The sequence below is a fragment of the Caproiciproducens sp. genome, assembly GCF_053840905.1.
On the sequence record NZ_JBNLXQ010000004.1, the window covers coordinates 94,934 to 112,656 of the forward strand.

General features: G+C 54.2%; 19 protein-coding genes. 4 read left to right on the top strand and 15 right to left on the bottom strand.

The window, feature by feature from the left end:
* Positions 1-16: 16 nt before the first annotated feature.
* The 15 genes from ACQGQ5_RS05175 to eutJ form a co-directional block, all read right to left on the bottom strand.
* Positions 17-802: a flavoprotein gene (locus ACQGQ5_RS05175; RefSeq protein ID WP_455735491.1), complete on the bottom strand. Its 786-nt coding sequence runs from the start codon at positions 800-802 to the stop codon at positions 17-19.
* 95 nt (positions 803-897) lie between these two features.
* The gene (locus ACQGQ5_RS05180) at positions 898-1,476 is read right to left on the bottom strand and encodes a BMC domain-containing protein (RefSeq protein WP_455735492.1); all 579 of its coding nucleotides are present in this window, start codon (positions 1,474-1,476) and stop codon (positions 898-900) included.
* A gap of 59 nt (positions 1,477-1,535) precedes the next feature.
* Complete coding sequence (locus ACQGQ5_RS05185; protein WP_455735493.1) at positions 1,536-2,984, bottom strand: aldehyde dehydrogenase family protein; 1,449 nt, start codon at positions 2,982-2,984, stop codon at positions 1,536-1,538.
* 80 nt (positions 2,985-3,064) lie between these two features.
* The gene (locus ACQGQ5_RS05190; RefSeq protein WP_455735494.1) at positions 3,065-3,355 is read right to left on the bottom strand and encodes a BMC domain-containing protein; all 291 of its coding nucleotides are present in this window, start codon (positions 3,353-3,355) and stop codon (positions 3,065-3,067) included.
* A 29-nt stretch (positions 3,356-3,384) separates the two neighbouring features.
* Positions 3,385-3,723 (bottom strand): BMC domain-containing protein, encoded by a 339-nt coding sequence (locus ACQGQ5_RS05195; RefSeq protein ID WP_455735495.1) that lies wholly within the window; start codon positions 3,721-3,723, stop codon positions 3,385-3,387.
* On the bottom strand, positions 3,713-4,366 hold the full coding sequence (pduL, locus tag ACQGQ5_RS05200; protein ID WP_455735496.1) for a phosphate propanoyltransferase: 654 nt from the start codon (positions 4,364-4,366) through the stop codon (positions 3,713-3,715). Before pduL ends, ACQGQ5_RS05195 begins: the two co-directional genes overlap by 11 nt.
* Positions 4,367-4,402: 36 nt before the next feature.
* On the bottom strand, positions 4,403-5,179 hold the full coding sequence (gene pduB / locus ACQGQ5_RS05205) for a propanediol utilization microcompartment protein PduB (RefSeq protein ID WP_455735497.1): 777 nt from the start codon (positions 5,177-5,179) through the stop codon (positions 4,403-4,405).
* Between the two features lie 47 nt (positions 5,180-5,226).
* Positions 5,227-5,505 carry a BMC domain-containing protein gene (locus ACQGQ5_RS05210; protein ID WP_455735498.1) on the bottom strand — a complete coding sequence of 93 codons (279 nt, stop codon included), beginning with the start codon at positions 5,503-5,505 and terminating at the stop codon, positions 5,227-5,229.
* Positions 5,477-5,953 carry a EutP/PduV family microcompartment system protein gene (locus ACQGQ5_RS05215; protein ID WP_455735499.1) on the bottom strand — a complete coding sequence of 159 codons (477 nt, stop codon included), beginning with the start codon at positions 5,951-5,953 and terminating at the stop codon, positions 5,477-5,479. The genes ACQGQ5_RS05210 and ACQGQ5_RS05215 overlap by 29 nt, the downstream gene beginning before the upstream one ends.
* A 1-nt stretch (position 5,954) precedes the next feature.
* Entirely contained in the window at positions 5,955-6,230 is a 276-nt protein-coding gene (locus ACQGQ5_RS05220; protein WP_455735660.1) for a BMC domain-containing protein, read from the bottom strand.
* Between the two features lie 77 nt (positions 6,231-6,307).
* Positions 6,308-7,294 carry a glycyl-radical enzyme activating protein gene (locus tag ACQGQ5_RS05225; RefSeq protein ID WP_455735500.1) on the bottom strand — a complete coding sequence of 329 codons (987 nt, stop codon included), beginning with the start codon at positions 7,292-7,294 and terminating at the stop codon, positions 6,308-6,310.
* Between the two features lie 81 nt (positions 7,295-7,375).
* The gene (locus ACQGQ5_RS05230; protein ID WP_455735501.1) at positions 7,376-10,012 is read right to left on the bottom strand and encodes a glycyl radical protein; all 2,637 of its coding nucleotides are present in this window, start codon (positions 10,010-10,012) and stop codon (positions 7,376-7,378) included.
* 211 nt (positions 10,013-10,223) lie between these two features.
* The gene (locus ACQGQ5_RS05235; RefSeq protein WP_455735502.1) at positions 10,224-10,763 is read right to left on the bottom strand and encodes a BMC domain-containing protein; all 540 of its coding nucleotides are present in this window, start codon (positions 10,761-10,763) and stop codon (positions 10,224-10,226) included.
* Positions 10,760-12,109, bottom strand: a complete 1,350-nt coding sequence (locus tag ACQGQ5_RS05240; protein WP_455735503.1) for a 4Fe-4S dicluster domain-containing protein — start codon at positions 12,107-12,109, stop codon at positions 10,760-10,762. Before ACQGQ5_RS05240 ends, ACQGQ5_RS05235 begins: the two co-directional genes overlap by 4 nt.
* Entirely contained in the window at positions 12,099-12,968 is an 870-nt protein-coding gene (gene eutJ, locus ACQGQ5_RS05245; protein WP_455735504.1) for an ethanolamine utilization protein EutJ, read from the bottom strand. Before eutJ ends, ACQGQ5_RS05240 begins: the two co-directional genes overlap by 11 nt.
* 412 nt (positions 12,969-13,380) lie before the next feature.
* On the opposite strand from eutJ, the gene ACQGQ5_RS05250 reads away from it, so the two are divergent.
* The 4 genes from ACQGQ5_RS05250 to ACQGQ5_RS05265 all read left to right on the top strand — a co-directional run bounded on the left by ACQGQ5_RS05250 (position 13,381) and on the right by ACQGQ5_RS05265 (position 17,652).
* On the top strand, positions 13,381-14,622 hold the full coding sequence (locus ACQGQ5_RS05250) for a sensor histidine kinase (RefSeq protein ID WP_455735505.1): 1,242 nt from the start codon (positions 13,381-13,383) through the stop codon (positions 14,620-14,622).
* Positions 14,619-15,728 (top strand): helix-turn-helix domain-containing protein, encoded by a 1,110-nt coding sequence (locus ACQGQ5_RS05255; RefSeq protein WP_455735506.1) that lies wholly within the window; start codon positions 14,619-14,621, stop codon positions 15,726-15,728. The genes ACQGQ5_RS05250 and ACQGQ5_RS05255 overlap by 4 nt, the downstream gene beginning before the upstream one ends.
* 183 nt (positions 15,729-15,911) lie before the next feature.
* Positions 15,912-16,226: a hypothetical protein gene (locus ACQGQ5_RS05260; protein WP_455735507.1), complete on the top strand. Its 315-nt coding sequence runs from the start codon at positions 15,912-15,914 to the stop codon at positions 16,224-16,226.
* 127 nt (positions 16,227-16,353) lie between these two features.
* A complete protein-coding gene (locus ACQGQ5_RS05265) occupies positions 16,354-17,652 on the top strand; it encodes an acetyl-CoA hydrolase/transferase family protein (protein ID WP_455735508.1) in 1,299 nt (432 codons plus the stop codon).
* Positions 17,653-17,723 lie beyond the last annotated feature (71 nt).

The following is a 17,723-nucleotide window of genomic DNA, read 5'->3' on the forward strand; positions in this document are numbered from 1 at the left end:
TTAACAGTCATTCCCCTCAGGAAAAATCCGATGCGGCAGTCAGCCTGCACAGTTCAATTCCCCGTTCACCGGCCGCGTCCATCGCGGCCGGTGTCACAACCGTACCCGGGGGCAGACGGAGAACATCGCCTTTCCAGCCCGATACTTCTGCACGTGTAAGCAGTTTTCCGGCGAAATCGGCTGCGGAAGGGAAATTCTCCCCTCGGGAGATGTCCGTTCCGGACCGCCGGATATTCCGCTTAACTGCTCCGCCGATATACGCCGCATCGGTAAAAAGGACTCCATATTGTTCCAACTGCCGAATGTTTGCGGTCAATCTGCTCTTATAAACCGGATTCGCTCCTGCCTTCTGGCTGACATCGCAGGCTTCCCGCGCCGCAATGACCGGCTTGCTCTGAAGGAAAGCCTGTGCCAGCAGACGGGTCACCAGATTATCCGCAATTCCGTAAGTGGCTTTGGCCGCGCTATTGCGGGTAAAAACAGGAATCACCAGCAGATCAGCTTTACCTATGAGTTCGATTTCTGATTGTTCGTCACCGTCGGTCAGCAATTCTTCCGGGGACAATTCGGAACGGATGCGGTCCGTCCCCAGGACCCTTTCCGCCCCCGGAGTCAGGACCGCGCAAGTCGTGCATAAGTCCCTGCAGCTCTTCAGCGAAGCGATGGCCTCCTTCGCGCCGGAAAGGCCGCCGCAAAACAGAGCCAAAACCTTCTGTTTTCCGTCTTGGCCTTCCTTTTCCGCACGGAGCCTGCGCATGACTTCCTCTGTAATCAGCCGCACCAATTCCTTTTCTTCTTTCATACGAAAATGCCCCCTTCGCAAAATGGAAAAATTTTTTCGCAGCCTGTTCGGAAAAGCCTGCAATGCAGTCGGGCGCTCTCCTTTTCCTGCTTACCTTACCGATTCCCTTTAAAGGTCTCTCCATCCTTATAGTGGATACAATCTCTTCGTGGCTGCCCTTTGGTTCTCGGACATTTCGGGTCGCCGCACAGGTTGCAGGCTGCCTGCTCCGGCTCCTGACGCACTTGGGCTATCGGCTCCGGAATTTCCTCCGTTTCAGAAAGTCCGACGGTACCCGGAGAAGCTTCCTCCTCCGGCTGCGGAGACAATGCCTCAGATTCCACCGAGGACTCCGGGGGGACGTTTTGCGCGGCGGGCGATTCCTCCTCCGGTTCCGGAGATCTTCGTATCTTGTTGTCTCTGGAATATAAGATTTTCCCCACGTCTTCATGCGGGCGGGCAAGGATAAGATGACCGGCCGCTCTGCCGATCGGCTGCGCCGCCAGAAGACCTGCGTCCATTGCCGCCTGCACCGCGCTGACATTCCCGGACAATTTCACCGTCACAAGACCGTTGCCTGTGATTTCGTAACCAGTCATCCGGACGTCGGCCGCCTTGACCGCCGCATCCAAAAAAGCGATCGCCGCCGTCAAACCGGTAAATTCTGCGGCTCCCACTGCTACTTTTTCGATCATAAGACTCCCCCGCCTTTTCCTTCCGCACAATTATGCCCGTAAGTATTTTTCTTCCCGGATTATTTCCAGAGATCCGCAAGCTTGTTCTGGCTCCGCATATTGAAACTGCCGATCAGGGCACAGCACTGCCTCCGGGTAAATGTGCGCGGCACAGTCAGCCCTTCGCCGGTCGGTCCGGCAATACTCAGGGTCATATGCCCTTCTCCGCCCATGCCGACCCCGGCAAAGGACGGTCCGTTTTTAACAAAAATGGTCGTGGAAACGGCTTTTGCAAACGTCGACATATTGTCAATATTTTTGGAATGCATGATCGCCGTATGCCGGCGCCCACCCTCATAATTCACGGAAAGTGCAATTGCTTCCGCGACGTCCTTTGCACGCACAATCGGGAGCAGCGGCATCAGATATTCTTCCGTTACGGTAATGTGATCCCTCGGCGCCTCATAAATAATGGACTTTGCCGACGGATCGGCGGAAATCCCTAGATCCTTCAGGATGATCCAGGGTGCCCTTCCCACATATTTGCGGTTGATGGATCCGTCCTCATTGGTGACCATTTTGCTGAGGCGTTCAATGGTTTCCTTGTCTTCAATAAAATATGCTCCGTTTTTCCTCAGTTCCTCGATCAGGCGGTCAGCGACGGAATCGACAACGACAATTTCCTTTTCACAAATGCACTGCAGGCCGTAGTCAAACATATTTCCGGCCAGAATGCACCGGGCGGCATTGGCGATGTCCGCCGTTTCGTCCACCAGCACCGGAGGATTGCCCGGGCCCGCGCCAATCGCCTTTTTCCCGGAACTCAAAACCGCCTTTACCACTCCGGGTCCGCCAGTCGCCATCAGCAGGGACACCTTTGGATGCGTCATCATTTTTTTGGAAATTTCCATTGTGATTTTACTGGGCGAAGCAATCAGGTTTTTGGGGCCCCCTACGCTGCTGACGGCCTGATTGACCAGTTCCACCGCGCGCAGCGTCGTTTTGAGCGCACCGGGGTGGGGACTGATGACCACGCTGTTTCCCGCCGCGATCATGCAAATGCTGTTGTGAATCACCGTAGCTACAGGCGCAGTGGACGGCAGGATGCAGTTGGCGACACCAAACGGCATATGTTCCACCAGCGTCAGCCCGTAATCGCCGGAAAACACCTCCGGTCGGATGTCCTCAATGCCGGGTGTGTCCGTAATGGCCCAAGAGATTTTGCGCACTTTATCTTCCAGGCGTCCCATAAGCGTTTCATCCAGTTCCATGCGGGCCAGAGTCTCGATCTGATCCTTGAACTCCGCGCGGATGGCTTCAATCATTTCCTCCCGCTGCTCAAGCGTCATGGCCAGCATTTCCTTAAAAGCCCCGTATGCGGCTTCCACCGCTTCCTCCGCACTGTCGAAAATTCCATTTGCAATCTCTTTTTTTTCACCGATTCCCTGCCCGGCGGAGATTTGAGGTCTGTCCAGGGCCTGAAGCACCTGCTCCGTAATGAATTTTACTGTGTCTTCATTCAAGATCATATTTGTACTCCTCCTTTAGAAAGGCAAACGCCGTTTTCCGATTCTACGGAAAAATGTAAGAAGCGGAGAGACTCCTCCCCTTACGGAGCATCAACGCCGCCCTGTGATAAAATCTTTTCTGTGTCGCCGTGCGGACGGGGAATAACATGGACGGACACGACCTCGCCGACTCTCTGTGCAGCGGCACTGCCGGCATCGGTAGCCGCCTTGACGGCGCCGACATCCCCGCGTACAAATACCGTAACCAACCCTGCTCCTGTTTTTTCATATCCGGTAAGAGAAACATTCGCCGCTTTTACCATGGCGTCCGCAGCTTCAATCGCCCCTACCAGCCCGCGTGTCTCAATCAGGCCCAGTGCTTCCTGCGTCATAATGATTTCCTCCTTGTATTAATTTTCCGTCATGACTTTGTGATGGGAATCCGTTCAAAACGCATGGTTCCCGACAAAAAAGCCATTACCCGTTCAAGTGCGCTTTCCACGGACGACAGCGATCCGGTAACAAGCAAAGTACCCAGATACCGGTCCACAAAAACAAGCTCGACCGATGCCGCTTTGGTAACAAAATCCGCCGCAATGATGGAGGCCTCGGCAGGCGTAAGCGTGAGAATTGCCACCGCCTTGCCCGCCAGGCCGAGCAATTTTGAAATCCTCTCATCCGGGCTGCAGAGGATATGGCACAAAGAAATCTGTTTTCCCTGTACTTCCTCCGAGATCTGGCGCAACGGATCAGGGTTCATACAGCGTCACTTCAACCTCATCTCCATTTTTCAGCCCGCAGGCATTTGCCTCATCCGTGTCAATATGGAACTCCGTAGTCATAAGTGGTCCGACGCGGACAGCCACCTGCTCAAAGACCAGACCCCGCCGCCCGCCGATATGCACTTTCGCCATATTGCCGTCCTCCGCGCCCACGCCGGAAGCGAACACGGGGTCAAGATGAATGTGGCGCCACGCCACCATCACACCATGGTCAACCGTCACAACGCCTTCCGGCCCGATCAGCACGACGGTCGGCGAAGGTTCCCATTTACCGGACTCACATAGCGGCGGGGCGACGCCCAGCAAGTGCGCATCGGAAGCAAGCAGTTCCACCTGCGTATGCTTCCGTACCGGTCCCAGCACGCGCATGCGCTGCGCGCCCCGCGTGCCGGCGACCAATACCGTTTCCTCCGCTGCGAACTGTTTTTTCTGGGACAGGTCTTTTAACGCATGGAGTTCATATCCTTTCCCAAAAAGGATATCCTGATCTTCCTGTGAAAGATGCACATGATGGTTGGATATCCCTACGGGAACGGTAAACGAATCTGTTCTGCCTTTGTTTTTTAAGATACTTTCGACGATGCCGCGAACCAGAGTGTCACGATCCACTTCATCCGACATGGTACCTCACCTTCGATCACTCGTATTCTTTTTTGCTCAGAAATAGACCGGCGCGGCAGGCTCGGGTTTTTCGCCCAGTGTGCTCAGCAGCGTGTTTCCAATTTCGCGCGCTTTGATGACAGCCTGCTTGACAGCGCCGGAATCTCCGGTAATCATAATCATGAACTCATTGGTAAAGCTTGTGCCGCTTGCCGGGCTGGCCGCCGAAACGATGCTGACGTCCGCAGCCTTGACGGCGGCATCCGCGATGACCATGCCGATGCTGGCGGGGCATCCACAGACAAGTCCCCAGGATTTTCCAAGAGTCGCGCCCATATATTTTTCCAGCATATAGCTTGCGCGGGCGGTGTACTGAACCTCAATATGCCCCGCGCTGTTCATGGTGACTCCTCCGAACGACCACTCAAGGGATTTCAGGGTGATTTCTACGGCACGCTTTGCATCAGACACTTCTTCGGCGCCGAAAACGACCAGCGAGCCATGTCCCCCGCCGCCTTTGGTATCGCGGGGCATTTCAAATTTTATGACTTCGACGTTGCTGGCCTTGACCGCCTCATCCGCGGCCATCGCCTGCGGACCCGCGCCGGTTCTGGAGCCGACGATGCCGAGGGAATGAAATTTCTTTTCAATACCGAGGGACTCGTGCAGGCTCTCGTCAATGTTTGCAATGACCAGGCCGATGGTATCGCCGGGTCCTACGCCGACAAACTCCGTCCGATTGCAGTCCGATGACGCTTTCGGGGATTCCTGTTCGGCGGCGCTCTGCTTTTGCAGCTCTTTCATGACCTGCTGAACGATTTCGTTGTTATCCATGAATACATCCTCCTTGTCTCTTTACGAAATGAATGGGAAAGCCCGGATCAGTGAATCTGCGGAAGTATTTTTTCCGTATCGCTGTGAGGACGGGGAATGACATGGACAGAAATCACCTCGCCGACCTTCTGGGCGGCGGCGCTTCCGGCATCGGTGGCCGCCTTGACGGCGCCGACGTCTCCGCGCACAAATACGGTAACCAGTCCCGCCCCAATTTTTTCATAGCCGGTAAGAACGACATTCGCAGCTTTTGCCATGGCATCGGCCGCCTCAATCGCTCCGACCAGACCGCGTGTTTCAATCAATCCTAACGCTTCCTGTGTCATAAGAATTTTCTCCCTTCATAATTTCAATTCGATCCTTCCACTCTTTCAGTCCGTCCTTCCCGATGGCGGAAAGGACGCTGTAAGGCGGCCGGATCCCTGCAAACTTCAACAGCGCTCTGGCCCGTTTCAGATCCCCTTCGGCAAGATCCGCCTTACTGACCGCGCCGAATACCGGGCGCGAGAACATCCGGGCGATCCCACCGGGAAACGGCTGGCCCTTCTGGTCGGCGCCAACCAGAAAAAGGATGGCGTCGGCCTGCTGCTCACAGATAATCAGCGCCGGGTAAAAGCGGGAATATTCGAGATAAATACCCGGCGTGTCGATATAATTGCCAATAAACGATAACATCTGGGTGCGCCGCAGGGCATTCCAATCCACGGTGCCCGCCATTGCGTGACAAAACGCCGTCTTACCCGCGCCGGAGGGACCGATCACCATCCAGCGCATGTCAGGAGCGAGTCAGTTCCACCGTGTCAAAATGCAGGGCGGCATACAGAAAATGCCTTGCCTGTTTGAGAGCGGCTTCCAGGGAACTGACCGTCCCGGTGATGACCAGCGAACCGGTAAACCGATCGACAACCGAAAGCTGAATGTCGGCCGATTTCAATGCGCAGTCCGCGGCGATAATGCTCGCTTCGTAGGGTGTGATCGTCATGATGCCGATTGCCGCCCCGCGCTCCAGGCCAAGCTTATCAGACATTTCCTCATCGGGATGGGCGATCATATGGCACAGAGTGACCTGTTTCCCCGGTACCGACTCCTGAATGATCCTCTGTTTGACTTCCGGCAAAGCGATCCCTCCTATGTCAGTCTGTTGGTTGTTCCGGCCATTGCCGGAACGCCGTAAGACCGGAGTTTTTCCGCTATTTTCCGAACGTTTTTCAGGTATTCGTCCGGGTTCGGCGGATCGACATCCGCCATCGGGTAGGGAATTCCCAAGGCTTCGTATTTGTCGGTTCCCAGCAGCCGGAAAGGCAAAAGCTGAAGCTGCCGGACGCTTCCCCCGACTTCCAGCCGGATAAAATCCGCCGTCGCCTTCAGGTTTTCTTCGCTGTCGTTGATTCCCGGAATCACCGGGATACGGATGACCATCTGGGCGCTCTTCATCCCGGCATAACGGATATTTTTCAGAATCTGTTCATTGCCTGCGCCCGTGTATTTACGGTGCACCGCAGAGTCCATGTGCTTAATATCCGTGTACAGCCAGTCTGTGTAAGGCAGGATTTCCTCCAGAATCTCGGTTTTGCAGAGCAGCTCTGACTCCACACAGGTGTTGATGCCGAGGTGCCTGCACCATTTCAAGACCTCCAGTACCCACTGCCACTGCACCAGCGGGTCACCGCCCGAAAAAGTGACGCCGCCGCCGGATGTGCCGTAAAAGGTACGGTCTTCCTCAATGATTTTCAGCGCTTCGGAAACAGTCATTTTCTGACCGAATATCTTGAGGGAATCATTGGGACAGGCTTTGGCGCATGCACAACAGTGCAGGCATTTTTCACGGTCGATGGTGGCAATTTTTCCATCCGCCACATACAGCGTCCGAATTCCCTTTTTCATCTGCGGACACGCCTCGATGCACCAGCCGCAGACGTCCACCCCGATACAGAACTTCGGATAAACCCCCACCTGCGAAAAAGGCAGGATGCTCTCGGGGTTGCTGCACCACCGGCAGCGCAGCGGACAGCCTTTCAGAAAAAATTCTGTCCGGATGCCCGGGCCGTCGTGCACGGTGAACTTTTGTACATTGAATACCGTAGCAGTCAAATCGTTTTCAACAGCAAATTCCATATGTCACCTCCAACCTGATTTAATCGTTCCCGCAGGGCCGATTTCTGCGCTTCACAACGGGCGTTCTGCCCGGATTCCGCATCAGTCGAAAGAGGAATATTCGTTTCTTCCGATCAGGTCATCCTGCAGTTCTTTGCTCAGACGTACAAAATAGGCGCTGTATCCCGCCACACGGACCAGCAGGCCGGGGTAGTTCTCCGGATGCCTCTGCGCGTCGCGCAGCGTTTCCCGATTGACGATGTTGAACTGGCAGTGCATGCCGTGACGGGCAAAATACGCATCGATATAGTGGACGAAATTGTCGCGTCCGGTTGCGCCGGAAACACAGCCGGGGGAGAACCGTACGTTCAGCAGCGCACCGTTGGTCGCACGGTACTGGTTGATCTTTGCCACGGATTTTGCCATTGCGGTCGGACCCTTGAAGTCATGGCATCCCACCACCGTATGTACCGGAGCAAGGCTGTTTGAAACCGGCTCCTTCGCAATTCTTCCGTCGGGAGACGCTCCCTGCACCAAGCCGATGCCGACGTTGCCGGACACGCTGTAAAGACCCGGAAGAATTTTTCCGCCGCGGGAATTTCTGTGCTTCTCGCAGGCTTCGCAATAGACATCGGAGGCAAACTGGGTGAATGAATCGGCGAGATCGTCGTCGTTGCCGAAATGGCGGACCTTGTCGCTGTTGATCAGGGTATACAGCGCCTCGTAGCCCTTCCAGTTCGCGCGCAATGCCTTGAGCAACTCTTCGCCGGTAATCTTTTTCTCTTCAAAGACCAGCTGCTGGATCGTGCACATCCCGTCGCCGACGGTCGCCATACCAACGCCCTGCGGCCCGGTAAAGTTGTATTTCGCCCCGCCCGCATTGACCTCAACACCCTTTTCAACACAGTTCTCGATCAAAAGGGAAAGGTACGGCAGCGGCTTAACATCCCGGTGGCCCATTTCGTTGGCGTTCATGAAAGCCACCATTTTCGATACCCAGTACTCGGTCTGAATCTCGTAGGCCTTCTTGACCTCTTCGATAGACTTGAAGTCGACGAGGCTGCCCGTAGCCGGACCCAGCCGCCCGCCGACTTTTCCGCAGTTTTCCCACCGCGGGCACTCCGGACCGCAGTCGATACATCTGCCGTCGTTGATGGCAAGCTCCAGCGCCTTCGCCATGCTGAAATAATCGGCGTCGTGCTGGCTGTACTCCAGCCCGCCGGTATCCAGCTCGACGCAGCCGACGACGGTGTAATCCCTGGATTCCTCCAACGTCCTGCCCGCGCTGATCATATTCGGGATAATGCACTCGTCACTGAAAATTTTCGGCTGGCCGGTCCCGACCTTGATGACATTGACGACCTTGACCTTAAACTCCCACGGTGCATTGACGTGCCACCGCACCGCGAACCACGGGTCGGGCGTCTGTGTGTGAGCATGGGCTTCCAGCGCAAGGTAGGTCAGATCGTTGGTGGCGTCCCGTCCGTCCTTATCCTGACCGCCGACGATCAGGCAGGTTCCGCCCATGCCGACCTCACTGTTGAGGATTGCAGTGGTTTCGTCCCGAAGCTTGGCAAGCTCGAAAACCTTAATGAAGAAATTCTCAATCAACTCGGAAGAAAACTGTTTTGTGATTTTGTTTTCTTTCATGTCCTTCTCATAATAAGGATAAAGCAGCTGGTCAAACCGGCCGTAGGAAATCGAGTGCCCGTTTGACTCGATGAGAATCACGTTGGTCGCCAGATGATACAGTTGGATTGCTTCCCAGAAGGTCCGCGGCGGGTTCTCCGATACCCACGCAAGGTTCTCGGACATCTGCAAAAGCTCCGCCTTTCTGGTCCCATCGGATTCTTTTTCCGCCATCTCTTTGGCAAGCTTGCTGTAGCGCAGGAAGAAGTTGATCGTCGCATTCAGGCAGATCAGCTGTGCGGTGTAGAATTCCCTCTTTTCAATGTCCTCGGCACGGGACGCGTCAAGTTTGACCATCTGCTCAACAACCAACTGCTTGAGTCCTTTGTAGCCGTACTGGAACAGTTTCTGATACCTCGGTGTCGTGTGGCCGATGCCGCCCATCAGGTAAAGATTCGGATGGAAGACCGGGCGGGTCGTCTGGCCATACGCTGACGATCCTTTGATTTCCTCATCTGTCAGCGTACCGATGACCGCGTCTTCGACCGTTTTGCCCTTCCAAAAATCACCGATGCTCAGCAGGTTCTTTTCCGCTTCTTTCGATAGTGCAAACCGGTCGCTGGCACGGTTATCCCATGGTTTGTTCTGCAATTCGTCCGTACACCAGTCGTACGAGAATTCCGGAAAAACCGGAGCGCATCTGGGGGGAGCCGCCATTTCCCCGACTACGATTTCGTCCGGCCAGATGTGGATGGTGACGTTGTTCAGCACATTCTCAAGCGCTTTCGCGCATTTGATGATCTGCGGACCCTGAAAATCTTTGTAGGCCTCCGTCACCAGCATGGCTCTTTCGTCATCCACCGCCTGCTCAATGACGTGGACACGGTGCAGGATCCGGTTGATGCGCGGGTAAGGGGACGTATCCGCCTTCAGCGCATAATCGGTGATGTTGTAATCCAAGTCAAAGGGTTCCATTCCGCCGGTGCCCAGTTTCTCATGTCCACTCTGCCCGACTTCCTTCTTTGCAGGAGCGTTTTTACCGCTGTTCAGCTGCTGCATGACCTGACTTACAATCGCTTCTACCTGTTTTGAATCCATAGGTATTGCCATTCTTGTCACTCCTTTTCATATTTAGAAATGATTCCAAAATCCCGTGGAAGCGAAAAGACACTTCGCCCTCGCAGGATGACCTCCATAAAAAATAGTTTCCACGCACAAAAAGTTCGGGAAACCGGAACGCGGGCATTCTTCCCGATTCCTCAGGGACGGAACCTCTTTTGTCCGATAAAATCGGTACCGCGCCGGAAAACTGCGGCTGGGATCAGAACTTCAGATCCGGGTGCGGGGATGCAATCACGGCGGTAGCCAGCAGCATTCCGTCCCCGCCGACCCGCTCCCGGACGAACTTCATCGCATCCTCCACAGAATTCAGCTCGCCGCAGAGAAACACATAAGCTTTCCCACCCATCCCCCTGGCAAGCCGAATTTCAATCAGAGAAATGTTGGCTGCTTTTGCCGCGGTATCGGCGGCGACGACGGCGGAAGACACATCTTCGGTCTCAATAATGCCGAACGAATCGCGGATTTCTTCCTCCACCGAACCCGTTAGTGCGGAGAGTACCGAGGGATGGATGTTCGGCAGCACAAAGGAGGATATGGCAAAAGCAGGTTTTTCCGCAAAACCCGTTTCCACCGCTTTCTGCACGGCCGCCAAATCCCCGCTCACCATGGCAATGTATTTGCCAGGGCAGAGCACGGCCGACTGGATCAGTTCCACGCTGCCGTTTTTGAGCATTTTATCGGCCGCAACCATTCCGTAAGCGACACTGCGATATTCAATTAAGCCCAATGTATTTTTCATACCTGTCCCTCCTCACTTCCGGAGTGGATGACAATTGCGGTTTCCGTTACGGAAACCACCCTGCCGGCGATAGATGCAAACAGATTGCTGGAGAGACTTCCCTCCTTCGGAATCCGCGCCACGCACTGTCCCGTTTCCACCAAATCGCCCGCGGCAACCACGGCAGATGAGGGAACGCCCACGTGCTGCTTCAATGGCAGCGTCACTTTCTCCGGCTGAATGGAATCATCAATCAGCCGGGCCGGACTTTCGTATCTCTCCAGCTCCAGCCGGGACATCAGGTGCCGGACAGGAATGCGGCGGTAGGAGCGCCATTCATTTGCCACCGCCGGCCTTCCACGGTAGGGATTTGGAATTTTTCTCCGTCCCAGCTCCCCTTTGAGCATCTGATTGACCCTCCGCGGCGACAGGCCCATCGGGCAGGCGTAAAAATCACAGGCCCCGCACTCGGAGCAAAGCCAGGCTTCCAGAATACTTTTCTTTCCCGCTTCAAACCCATAGCTCGCCGCCAGGATCGTGCGGTTGGGATGGATTTCATAACCCAGCAGATTCCGCGGGCAAAGATCCGTACAAAGCTGGCATTGGCAGCAAAGCGACTGCGCCCGGCGCAGCACCTGGCTGAGCGGAAGCGTCCGATTTCGCGCGACCGGGCCGGATTTGGGCAGAACAAGTATCCCCTTCGTGGTTTTCGTCACCGGTTCGTCAAGATCCGTTACGAGTTTCCCCATCATCGGTCCGCCGTTGATAACGGCATATTCCGACAGTCCGGTCCCTTCGGCGAGCGCAATCATTTCCCGCATACGAACGCCCAACGGGACTCGATAAGTGCCCGGACGCTCCACCTCTCCGGCGACAGTAACCCATTTATGGGTGAGTGGATGGCCCTGCGAAGCATGATACAAATTGTAAAGCGTCTCCACATTGATGACGACGGCGCCGCAGTCCAGCGGAAGCCCGCTGTGCGGGATCTGTTTGCCGAGCACCTCGTAAACCAGGACCGCCTCGTCCCCCGCCGGGTAGAAATCTCCCAGTTCGTACACCCGCTGCTCCGGATAGCCGGCCACCGCCCGTTTCATGGACCGCACGGCCTCGGAATGTTTGGATTTGATGGCAACCACCGCTTCCTTTGCCCCCATCGACCGCCTGACCTTTTCCAATATAAAGGCGAGCTCGCCGGCATAGTTTAAAATGAGCACCTGGTCCACGGTGATCAGCGGCTCGCATTCGGCTCCGTTCACAATGACGCTTTCCACCTGTGCATTTAATTTCACATGCGTGGGAAATCCGGCTCCGCCGGCGCCGACAACGCCGGCCTCCCTCGCAAGCATCTCCATTTCATTCTCCAAAACGCAAGCCCTCCCCGGCAACCCTTTCCCTGCATACCTCCCTGCACGCCAGCGCGATACCAAGCGGCGTTACATAAAGAGGATGCTTCGGAAGGTGTGTGCGGATTCCCGTTTCTTTTTCCACCAGCGCAGAAAATCCCGGATAACTGCATGTGCCGCCCACCAGAAACAAATCCCGGACATCGCGGCCCGCGACATGATGCAGGATGATTGAAGAAATTTTTTCAAATACCGGACGGACAACCACAAAGTACTTTTTTTGCAGCACGGGGTCACATTTGATCCTCTCCGCTTCCTCGGTGGAAACCCCCAATCGGCCCGCAAGCACGAGATCGAGATGGAAGCCCCCGGTCGGCTCGTCGGCAATATAGACGACTTTTCCCTGTTTCAAGACGGAAATTCCCGTTGTGCCGCCCCCAACATCGACGACCGCTCCTTCCGTGATGCCCAGAACTTTAGATGCCGCAGTCGGCTCATCCACAATCAGGGGCACGGTAAGCTCCACGGATTCCAGGATGTTCTGCGTGACCCTGGCGTTGCCCGCTGCAGTTCCCGGCGGAATTGCCGAAGCTCCGACGGAGATCTCCGTTCCAAGCCTTTCCCTCAGAGCACGGACCTGCTTCTCCACAAGATCGACCGCCCCCAGATAATCGATGATCATTCCTTCCTTCACCACGCGTGCCGGCGTGATCTCCCCGCCGAGCGGAGTTCCGCCGGCGTCGACCGCGACACTGACCACATTGGCGGTCCCCACATCCACGCCGAGATAGACCGGCCCCTGCGATTCCGGAAACAAACCGCTTTCCATTCCTTCGGAAAGTTTCCCGATCAGACGATCCGCTTCTGCTAACCGACTCATGTTTTCTCTCCTTTACTGCCGTGAAAACCCTTGTTATTTATGTCTAGTATACACGTTAAAATTTCACATATCTTTGTGAATTATTGCGCCATTACGGACTTCTTTTGTTGTTTTTAAAAACGGATCATTGAAACCTGCGGCAGAGGAAGATTGTTCTATTCTTGTCCTGTTCCGGTCATTTATTGTAATAATGTATAAAATTATATAATATAATTTAAAGTTTGTATTATAATAGCTATAAAACTATCATTGAGAAGTTCCAAAACACGGCACGAGCGGGACAATTTTGCACAGCATCAAACCTTTTTATCCACAAGAAAGGATCTCACCCTTGTTCTTAATCAAAATCTGTAACCGCATTGCGGATCCTTTCATCCAAAGCGTCCGATTTTGTAAATAGGGGGAAAATAAGATGGCCGAGCAGAAGTATATTTTCCAACTCAGAGAAATTATTTCCATCGATACTCTGGAAAAAATCCTAATGCATTTTTCCGAGGCAACCTCTCTTCCAGCCATCGTAACCGATTACTGCGGCAGACGCATGACGGCGATGAACCGATTCAATCCTTCCTGTAAGCAGTGCCGCGAATCCCCGGACGTCGTTCTCTGCGAAAAATGCGACGCATACGGGGGCCTTGAGGCATCCTTCAAAGGCAGCCCAGTTCTATACAAATGTCATCTGGGATTTCTTGATGCCGCGGTTCCGATTATTGTGGACGGCAATTACATCGGAGCCATTCTTACCGGACAGATACGGGTGGAAGAGCAGAATATGGAACAGTTCTCCTGTGTGCTGTCAGAAGACACCGGCGTGAAAAAGCACGCACCCGAAAGGGAAAGTGTCCGCATGCCGCTGAAGAAATTCGAGTCCTGCACCCAGCTCCTGTTCACAATGGCCAACCACTTTGCAGAAATCGGCGCGCGCAGCATGATTCAGAAGGAATTGAACGAACAGAAAATCAAGCTCCTGCAGGAAAGCAAGTCCCAGATGGAACTGAAAAAAAACCTGGCCCGCATGGAACTGAAAAACATGCAGTCCCAGATGAATCCCCATTTTCTGTTCAATACCCTCAACGTAATCCATCATCTGGCCGTACTGGAGGATGCGGCCAAAACCTCGGAGACGATTTCCGCCCTGTCGGAGCTGCTGCGGTGGCGCCTGAAAAATTCCAACGAGTTGGTAACGATCGGGGATGAAATCAACTACATAAAGAGCTACCTTCTGATCAAGTCGGTGACACTGCGCGACCGGGTCAAAGTGCAGTGCGACTTCGACGAAGCTGCTCAGGGTTGCCTGATCCCGCCTTACACGCTGCAGCCGTTGGTGGAAAACGCCTTTCTCCACGGGTTGGAGCCGAAAGAGGAAGGAGGCACCATTAAGATCGGCATTTCGCGCCGTGACGAACGCGTATTGATGAAGATAGAAGACGACGGTATTGGGATGTCGGGCTTTATTTTGGAAGAACTGCTGAAACTGAGACAAAAAGAGTCCAAGCTTACGATCCCATCTCTCGGTATCCGAAATGTCATCAAGACCCTGAGCCATTATTTTGGAGACAAATTTGAATGGGATCTGGAAAGCCGGCAGGGCATCGGAACCAAAATCAGCCTCTGCATTCCATATTGGGAAGACAAAAAGGAGGAATCGTCTTGATTAAGCTGCTGGTCGTAGATGATTATCCCCTTGAGGGAGAGGTGATTGAGCACATTTTAAAAAAGAATCGTCCCGAGATTCAGTATCTTGGCCAGACGCTTTCCGCTAAACAGGCGCTGTCCACGATCGAAAATTCCCCGCCCGACATCGTGCTCGTGGATATCAAAATTCCAGGGATGGACGGGCTGCATCTTTCGCAAATTCTGAAGGAGACCTACCCGTGGATGAAAATTGTCATTATTACGGCTTTTGACAATTTCGACTACGTTCAGAAATCCCTGCGCATCGGTGCGAGCGACTATTTTCTCAAGCCGCTCAGATCCTCCGATTTTCTGAATCTGGTCGATAAGCTCACCGGGGAAATAGAGGCGCAGACCACGCTGGAAGAGTCCGCCAAAAAAAGTTACGTGGAGAACATTCCTCCCGTCTTTCGGGAGATGTTCGACCAAATACAGCTTGGGAACGCCTGCGAATCCACCCGCCTGATAAACGAAATTTGGTGCGATATGAAAAGCACCTGCCGGCAGGACGTTCTTACATTAGGCACCCGCGTGATCGAGCTCTCCACCGCCCTGCTTTATTTTTCCGGCGGACGGAAAAACTGTCCGGAGGCACTGTACCTTGCCTACCACACTTTTGTCGACGAAATGGTGGCGGCCAGGTCGACGGACATGATTGAGCAGCGTCTCAAATCTTTCGTCTCAATGTCCGTCAGCATATTCAACCAATATACCCTTGACGTTGGGTATGAACAGGTAAACCGGGCCAAAGAACTGATTGAAGAAAATCTGGAGAATCATGTCGCCGTTTCGCTGGACAATATCGCCCATGAACTTTACCTCAGCCCTTTTTATCTGAGCCGTCTGTTTAAGAAAAAGACCGGGATCAATTTTGTGGACTACCTGATTAAGCGCCGTTTGGAAATGGCCAAACTCTTGCTGCTCACGACGAACGAGACTGTGGAAACGATCGCGCAGGAAACCGGATATAATGAACCGAGCTCCTTCCGGAGGCTTTTCAAAAAAAAGATCGGGATCTCGCCCAGCGGATACCGGCTGCTGCATATCAACAGCCAAGAAGGAGTGCGAAAAGGCCCCACCATCTGACTCCGCTGGAAAATCCCCGTTTTTACATTCCGCCCGATTCTGCAAAAGTTGTATGGATTTCAGCAAAGAAAGATCGTGTGCTCAAACCGAATTTTTTGTATCATACATATAAACGAGGAAATCGCGCTCCGGCCGACCGGCAGTCCGCATCGGCTTTTGTTTCGGAAGAAAGGAGATGCGTCCATGCAGAACAGCTGCGTTATTTACTCTCCCGGAAAGGATGTCGTGGCAATGCTCCGCCGGCGGTTGTCTGCGGAAGCCCGGTCCGTTCTGGATCAGATGCACTTCGAAGCCGTCGCCCTCATTCAGACCAGCGTGCCGAACCTGTTCTATTTTGCCGATATCGGGCAGAAATCCGGGAAGGTCTTTGCGGCGGAAATTACGGGCAGCTGTCCTCAGCATATTACCACCCTCGCCCTGTTCGGAAACACCGAATCTGTGAAGATGGCGATGAAAGCCATTGAACGGACGGTGCAAGACCCCAACCGCGGGGAGTGATGTTTCCGAAAGGAAAACCGGGCTGTCGCAGTTCCAGCCCCGGCCGCGGCTGATTCGCGCAGTCGGTCCGGAAGTACGGACTGTCCGGTTCGAGGGAAAGAATACTCGGGAGAAGGGGTAAGCAGCCATGGACATTTGCCGTTTATATGAATCCAGAAAATGTTCCATTGAAGAAAGCCTGCAGAGAATCCATTCCGGCGACGAAGTAATGCTCGGCTGCGCGGCCGGCATGCCGGTCAACATCGCCAAGCAGCTTCATACCATCGCCGGGCGTGTACAGAACGTGCATGTTTGGTCCTCTCTTGAAATCGATTCTTATCCGTTTATGACGGACCCGTCCATGGCGGGCAAAATCGAAACCAAATCGTTTTTCTTCGGCCTGGCGGCCCGCGCGGGCCATGACGCCGGTATCTGTTCTCTCGTACCCGTTCATCTGCACGACATGCTTTACTGTAAAGAAGGAGTCAGCCTGAAAGGCGACGTCTTTATCTGCTCGGTCAGCCCGATGGATGAGCGGGGCAACCTGTATATGTCCCTGAGCCTCCAGTGGGAAAAAGAAGCTCTCTCCACGGCAAAAACCGTGATTCTGGAGGTCAACCGGAACATGCCGGTTGTCTATGGGGAAACAGCGATACCGGTGGAGCGGGCCGACTGCATTGTTGAAGTTGATACCCCCGTTCCCTCGCTGCCCAACAAGAAGCCAACGGAGGTAGAAAAAGCAATCGCGCAGTATGTATCCTCCCTGGTCAGGGACGGGGACTGCATCCAGTTGGGGATAGGCGGCACTCCCAACGCGGTGGCCGGCGCACTGATGGAAAAACGACACCTCGGCGTACACAGCGAAATGATCACGTCGTCCATGGTGGATCTGATTGAAGCGGGCGCGGTCGACTGTACGCGCAAGACGCTCCATCCCCAAAAATGCATTGGCAGTTTTGTTTACGGCAACCGGCACCTTTATGATTTTATCGACCGGAACGATTTTATCGAGCTGCATCCGACCCGTTACGTGAACAACCCGGAAATCGTAGCAAAAAATGAAAACATGGTCTCAATCAATTCCGCTCTGGAAGTGGATCTGACGGGACAGGTCTGCAGCGAAAGCATTGGAACACGCCAATACAGCGCAAGCGGCGGTGCGACCGACTTTGCCTACGGAGCGTTTCACTCGAAGGGGGGACGCGGCATCATCGCGTTCAGTTCCACCGTGCACGGCGGCGAACGGTCCCGCATCCGGCCCTGTCTGACGCCGGGTTCCGTCGTATCCATCTCCCGTAATATTGTCGATTATATCGTCACCGAATACGGGATTGCACCGATGCGCGGCCGCACCGTCCGCCAGCGGGTCGACAATCTGATTTCGGTCGCCCATCCGGATTTCCGCTCTCAATTGAAAGAGGATTCCTGGAGGCTCGGTATCTGGTAACGGCACAAAGAAGGAGAAGAGGGGAAACGCCCCGCAGGATGGAATCTTTGTTAAAACAGAAAGGGGGAAAA

Coding starts and splice junctions, on each gene's coding strand:
- ACQGQ5_RS05260 (WP_455735507.1), top strand. CDS start 15,912: ATGCAGAACAGCTGCGTTATTTACTCTCCCGGAAAGGATGTCGTGGCA.
- ACQGQ5_RS05185 (WP_455735493.1), bottom strand. CDS start 2,984: ATGATCTTGAATGAAGACACAGTAAAATTCATTACGGAGCAGGTGCTT.
- ACQGQ5_RS05230 (WP_455735501.1), bottom strand. CDS start 10,012: ATGGCAATACCTATGGATTCAAAACAGGTAGAAGCGATTGTAAGTCAG.
- eutJ (WP_455735504.1), bottom strand. CDS start 12,968: ATGAGTCGGTTAGCAGAAGCGGATCGTCTGATCGGGAAACTTTCCGAA.
- ACQGQ5_RS05250 (WP_455735505.1), top strand. CDS start 13,381: ATGGCCGAGCAGAAGTATATTTTCCAACTCAGAGAAATTATTTCCATC.
- ACQGQ5_RS05265 (WP_455735508.1), top strand. CDS start 16,354: ATGGACATTTGCCGTTTATATGAATCCAGAAAATGTTCCATTGAAGAA.
- ACQGQ5_RS05190 (WP_455735494.1), bottom strand. CDS start 3,355: ATGACGCAGGAAGCACTGGGCCTGATTGAGACACGCGGGCTGGTAGGG.
- pduB (WP_455735497.1), bottom strand. CDS start 5,179: ATGGATAACAACGAAATCGTTCAGCAGGTCATGAAAGAGCTGCAAAAG.
- ACQGQ5_RS05225 (WP_455735500.1), bottom strand. CDS start 7,294: ATGGAATTTGCTGTTGAAAACGATTTGACTGCTACGGTATTCAATGTA.
- ACQGQ5_RS05215 (WP_455735499.1), bottom strand. CDS start 5,953: ATGCGCTGGATGGTGATCGGTCCCTCCGGCGCGGGTAAGACGGCGTTT.
- ACQGQ5_RS05220 (WP_455735660.1), bottom strand. CDS start 6,230: ATGATCGCCCATCCCGATGAGGAAATGTCTGATAAGCTTGGCCTGGAG.
- ACQGQ5_RS05235 (WP_455735502.1), bottom strand. CDS start 10,763: ATGAAAAATACATTGGGCTTAATTGAATATCGCAGTGTCGCTTACGGA.
- ACQGQ5_RS05180 (WP_455735492.1), bottom strand. CDS start 1,476: ATGATCGAAAAAGTAGCAGTGGGAGCCGCAGAATTTACCGGTTTGACG.
- ACQGQ5_RS05195 (WP_455735495.1), bottom strand. CDS start 3,723: ATGAACCCTGATCCGTTGCGCCAGATCTCGGAGGAAGTACAGGGAAAA.
- pduL (WP_455735496.1), bottom strand. CDS start 4,366: ATGTCGGATGAAGTGGATCGTGACACTCTGGTTCGCGGCATCGTCGAA.
- ACQGQ5_RS05175 (WP_455735491.1), bottom strand. CDS start 802: ATGAAAGAAGAAAAGGAATTGGTGCGGCTGATTACAGAGGAAGTCATG.
- ACQGQ5_RS05210 (WP_455735498.1), bottom strand. CDS start 5,505: ATGACACAGGAAGCGTTAGGATTGATTGAAACACGCGGTCTGGTCGGA.